General features: G+C 69.9%; 5 protein-coding genes. 3 read left to right on the top strand and 2 right to left on the bottom strand.

Annotated elements, in window-relative coordinates; genetic code table 11:
• Together D7V97_RS40320 and D7V97_RS40325 are read left to right on the top strand one after the other, a co-directional pair.
• Window positions 1-712: deoxynucleoside kinase (locus tag D7V97_RS40320; RefSeq protein WP_233583546.1), on the top strand; the 712-nt coding region annotated here is incomplete at its 5' end.
• Between the two features lie 31 nt (window positions 713-743).
• Window positions 744-1,262, top strand: coding sequence for an acyl-CoA thioesterase (locus D7V97_RS40325; protein WP_120615877.1), 519 nt, complete (start codon window positions 744-746; stop codon window positions 1,260-1,262).
• A gap of 83 nt (window positions 1,263-1,345) precedes the next feature.
• Here the strand turns inward: D7V97_RS40325 and D7V97_RS40330 are convergent, their stop codons facing one another.
• Complete coding sequence (locus D7V97_RS40330; protein ID WP_120615878.1) at window positions 1,346-1,729, bottom strand: iron-sulfur cluster assembly accessory protein; 384 nt, start codon at window positions 1,727-1,729, stop codon at window positions 1,346-1,348.
• Window positions 1,730-1,830: 101 nt separating this feature from the next.
• Here D7V97_RS40330 and D7V97_RS40335 point away from each other — a divergent pair, with 101 nt between their 5' ends.
• Window positions 1,831-2,163, top strand: coding sequence for a rhodanese-like domain-containing protein (locus tag D7V97_RS40335; protein WP_120615879.1), 333 nt, complete (start codon window positions 1,831-1,833; stop codon window positions 2,161-2,163).
• A 6-nt stretch (window positions 2,164-2,169) separates the two neighbouring features.
• Here D7V97_RS40335 and D7V97_RS40340 read toward each other — a convergent pair whose 3' ends face one another.
• Complete coding sequence (locus tag D7V97_RS40340) at window positions 2,170-4,398, bottom strand: serine/threonine-protein kinase (RefSeq protein WP_120615880.1); 2,229 nt, start codon at window positions 4,396-4,398, stop codon at window positions 2,170-2,172.
• Window positions 4,399-4,653 lie beyond the last annotated feature (255 nt).

Genomic DNA, 4,653 nt, shown 5'->3' on the forward strand with positions numbered 1-4,653 from the left:
CGCCGAGCCGCCTTCCAGCAAGGCGCCGCCCCCGGCCGCCCCCGCGCCGAAGTCCGCCGCCCGCAACGCCCTCAAGGTGAAGGTGCCCCGCGCCAAGCGCTTCGTGGCGCTGGCAGGCAACATCGGCGCGGGCAAGACGACGGCCGCCAAGCTCATCAGCCAGGGCTTCGGCTTCGAGCTGTTCGACGAGCCCGTCATCGACAACCGCTTCCTGCGTGACTACTACGGCGACATGTCGCGGTGGTCGTTCACGCTGCAGCTGGAGTTCCTCATCCGGCGCGTGGAGCACCACGAGCTCATCCACTCCGTGAGGAAGAGCTGCGTGCAGGACCGCACCCTGTACGAGGACCCGGAAATCTTCGCCAAGTACCTGCACGGCCTGGGGCACATGACGAACGCGGAGCTGGACCTGTACTACGAGTACTTCCAGCGGCTGTCGCGCCACATCGTCCGGCCCGACAAGGTCATCTGCTTCGACGTGTCCTCCGAGGACGTGCTCCTGCAGCGCATCCGCACGCGCGGCCGGGCCGAGGAGAAGGGCATCGGGAAGCAGTTCCTGAAGGGCCTCAACGGCTACTACGCGGGCTTCCCGCAGGTGCTGCAGGAGAAGTACGGCGTGGACTGCCTCGTGGTGGACGTGTCCAAGCAGGACATCCGCCGGGGCCCGGGCCGCGAGGAGTTCCTCGACCGCGTGTCCGCATTCCTGGCCTGACGGCGCGCGTTCCGTTAGACGCTTCCGGGCCATGCACGACCTGACCCCGAAGAGCCCGCGCGACTCCGAAGTGGTGATGACGCAGCTCATCCTCCCTCCGGACGCCAACAACCTGAACGCCGCGTTCGGCGGGAAGGTGATGCAGTGGATCGACATCTGCGGCGCCGTGGCCGCCCAGCGCCACTGCCGTCAGGTCGTCGTGACAGCGTCCATGGACGACCTGCACTTCCACGCCCCCATTCGCGTGGGGTGGATCGCGCTGCTCCACTCGCGCGTGCTCGCGACCTTCCGCACGTCGCTGGAGGTGGGCGTCACCGTGCACGCGGAGAACCCGCTCACCGGTGAGCGCCACCTCACCACCAGCGCGCTGCTCACCTTCGTGACCCAGGACAAGGACGGCAAGGGCGTGGCGGTGCCGCCCCTGCTCCTGGAGACGGACACGGAGCGCGCCGCCTTCGCGGAAGCGGAGGCCCGCCGCGCCCAGCGCCGGGGCCGCGGACAGGAAGAGCAGTCCTGGATGAAGGTCATGAAGCCTGTCACCGGAGCCTAGGCGGAGCCTGGACAGACGAAGGGCCGGGGGCACGCCTGCCTGGCGTCCCATCCCGGCCCCTGCCCTGCTTTCCCAGCGGTGGATCAGGTCGTGAACGACGTGCCGCAACCGCAGGACGACTTGGCGTTGGGGTTCTCGAACTTGAAGCCCGCGCCGGTGATGCTGGTGACGTAGTCGATGTGCGTGCCCGACAGGTACTGGGCGCTCAGCGCGTCGGTGGCGATCTTCACGCCGTCCTGCTCCCACACCTGGTCACCGGCCTTGGCCTCCTTCACGAGGTTCAGGTCGTAGCCCAGGCCGCTGCAGCCGGACGGCACCACGCGGATGGAGAAGAAGTAGTCCTGGAACCCCTGGGCCTGGATGACCGTCTTCACCTGGGCGATGGCGGCGGCCGTCAGCTGGACGGTGACGTTGGCGGAGGGCTGGGAGGCCGGCGTGGAGCCGGCGACGGCGGTAGAAGTGTCCATGTGCTTCAATCTCCTCGTGAACGGCGCCTCATAACGCCCTGGCGCCTGAAAAGCCATGGGGCCTCACGGGCCCCCTCCCGGCACAACACTCCCGAGCCCCCATGCCCATCCCTGAAATCACCCCGGCCGAGCTGGCCCGGCGCCTGGCAGGCCCCCCCGAAACGCGCCCCGTGCTGGTGGATGTGCGCTTCCCCCACGAACACGAGTGGGTGGCCCTGCCCGACTCGGTGCTGATGCCCCTGCCGGAGCTGCCGGACTTCGACGCCGCGCTGGATGCCCTCAAGGGTCGCCCCGTCGTCGTCTACTGCCACCACGGGGTGCGGAGCCTGGATGGCGCCGCCTACCTGCGCGACCGGGGGCTGGAGGCCGTGTCCCTCAAGGGGGGCATCGACCTGTACTCGCTCACCGTGGACCCGTCCCTGCCCCGCTACTAGCCGGGGCTAGAACGCGGAGGCCAGGTCCAGGGGCAGCTCGGTCGTCTCGTTGGGGTTCACCGTCGCCTCGAAGGCCACGGGCTCCTTCAACTTCGCGCCGCGCAGCTCCAGGCGCTGCTTGCCCTCCATCAGCTTCAGCTGGGTGTTGGCGCTGCCGAGCAGCTGGTTGTTGCGGTACACGCTCAGGCCGCTCGTCCCCTTGGGGGTGATCTTCAGCTTGAGGGTGCCTTCCTTGAAGCTGCGCTCGAACGTCTTGAGCTCGCCGGGCTGGCCGAACGCGAGCTCCTCCGAGTCCTCCAGGTAGATACCCTGGGCCTCGTTCTCCAGGATGAGCGTGTCCTGGAGGTGGGCGCCCTGCACGCGGGTGAGCGGCGCGGTGCCCAGCACCGTGACGGGCTCCGGGCTGCCACAGCGCTCCGTGTGCCGCACCGACACCTTCACCGGCTGGTTGGTGTTCACCGTGAGCCACACGCCCTGCGCATCCGCGGCGGTGGACGTCAGCGCCTTCATGATGGGCTCGCGGAAGAGGACGAGCACCGCGAGCAGGCCCACGATGAAGCCCACCATGGCCACCGTGCGCACGCCACTGCCACGGGGCGGCGCCAGCTCCGGCAGCGCGGGGGCGGCGGAGCGCGACGGACGGCGCTCGCCCGAGTCCTCGTCGTCCGCTTCCACCGGCACGGAGCGCGGACGCGGGGCATCCACGCGGCTGGCGGTGCGACGGCGCGGCGGCTCCACGGCGGACGGATGGCTGTTGCTGGTGCTGGTGCGCCGGCGCGGCGTGGGCACCGGCATCGTGTCCGGATCATCCTCCGGCGGAGGCAGGCGGGTGCGCTCGTCGTCCTCCTCCACATCCATGCGGTGCACGCCCGAGCGCGAGCGCGCGGGGGGCTCCGACACCGGCATGGCGCGCGACTGCGTGCGCCGGGGCGGCGGGGGTGCGTCCTCCACCGACTGGCGGCTCAGGTCCGAGCGCGAGTTGGTGCGCGCCACCTGGGTGACGCCCGGATTGCTGGACGTGTTGCGGCGGGCCACCGGCTGCGACTCCACGCCCGTGCGGCGGCGCGGCTGCGACTCCACGCCGGTGAGCGACGGCGCGTCGTACTCAGACGGATCCTCCGGCTCGAGCGCGGGCGCCACGCCCGTCGCGCGGCGGGGGGCGGGGCCGGCGCGGGTGTTGCCGCGGGCACGCTCGCGCTGCGCCGAGGACTCACCCGGAGGGGCCTCCCAGCTCATCTCCGCGGGCGGCCGGGGCGGGGACGTGTTGGAGTCCTCCCCCACCGGGACGAACTGGCCCTGCTTCAGCTCCTCCGCCAGCCGGTCGGAGAAGAGCGTCTTCATCAGCTCGGAGATCTGCACCGAGCCCACCACCCAGCGCTCGTTGACGAGCAGCTCCTCCAGGGCAGACTGGAACTCGCGCGCGTTGTCGTAGCGATCATCCGCGCTCTTGGCGAGCGCGTGCATCACCACCTGATCCATGTCCGCGGGCACGTCCGCGACCTCGGACGGGGCCGGGATGGAGCACTCCATGGCGGCCTGCAGCGTCGCCAGCTCCGAGTCCTTCTTGAGCGGCCGGTGCCCGGTGAGCATCTCGTACAGCACCAGGCCGATGGCGAAGATGTCCGCGCGGCGATCCAACGGCTTGCCCGCGGCCTGCTCGGGCGCCATGTACGCGAACTTGCCCTTGATGGCGCCGGACTTCGTCATGGACGCCTGGTCCGCCGCCTTGGCGATACCGAAGTCCACCAGCTTCACCGAACCATCGAAGCTGATCAGGATGTTCTGCGGCGAGATGTCCCGGTGCACCACGTTGAGCGGCTGGCCCCGGTCGTCCGCGCGGCTGTGCGCGTAGAAGAGGCCCTCGCACGCGGACGCCACGATGCGCACCGCCAGCGGCCGGGCGATCCACTGGTTCATCCCGCTGGCCTTGCGCATGACCCGGCCCAGGTCCTCGCCGTGGATGAACTCCATGGCGATGTAGTAGGTCCCGTTGGCCTCGCCGAACTCGTAGACCTGCGCGATGTTCGGGTGGTTGAACCGCGCCGCGATCAACGCCTCGTTGCGGAACATCTCCACGAACTCGCGGTCTTCGGCGAGGTGCGGGAGGATGCGCTTGACGACGACGTCCTTCTGGAAGCCCTCGATTCCGGACTGACGCGCAAGCCAGACTTCGGCCATGCCGCCCGTGGCGAGCTTCTTGAGGAGCTGGTATTTCCCGAAGGCTTGAGGGTTCATCCCGGGCGCTCCCCGGGGGGAGCGGGCTCAGTGGAAGGTGACAGGGCAGCGCATCTTAGGGGACACCGGCCGTCGAGGCAAAGCCGACGGACCACCTTGATGAGGTGGGTCGCCGCGACCTGCCTGCTGGCCCTGCATGCCTCCGCGGCCCCGGCCCTGGATCAAATCAAGGTCGAACGGCGCGGCGAGGTGCTCGCCCTCTCCTGGAAGGACGCCGAGGACCAGCTCCAGGGGGTCCTCACCCCCGCCCAGCCC

The organism is Corallococcus sp. CA053C, assembly GCF_003611675.1.
In the GTDB taxonomy this organism is placed as follows: Bacteria; Myxococcota; Myxococcia; order Myxococcales; family Myxococcaceae; genus Corallococcus.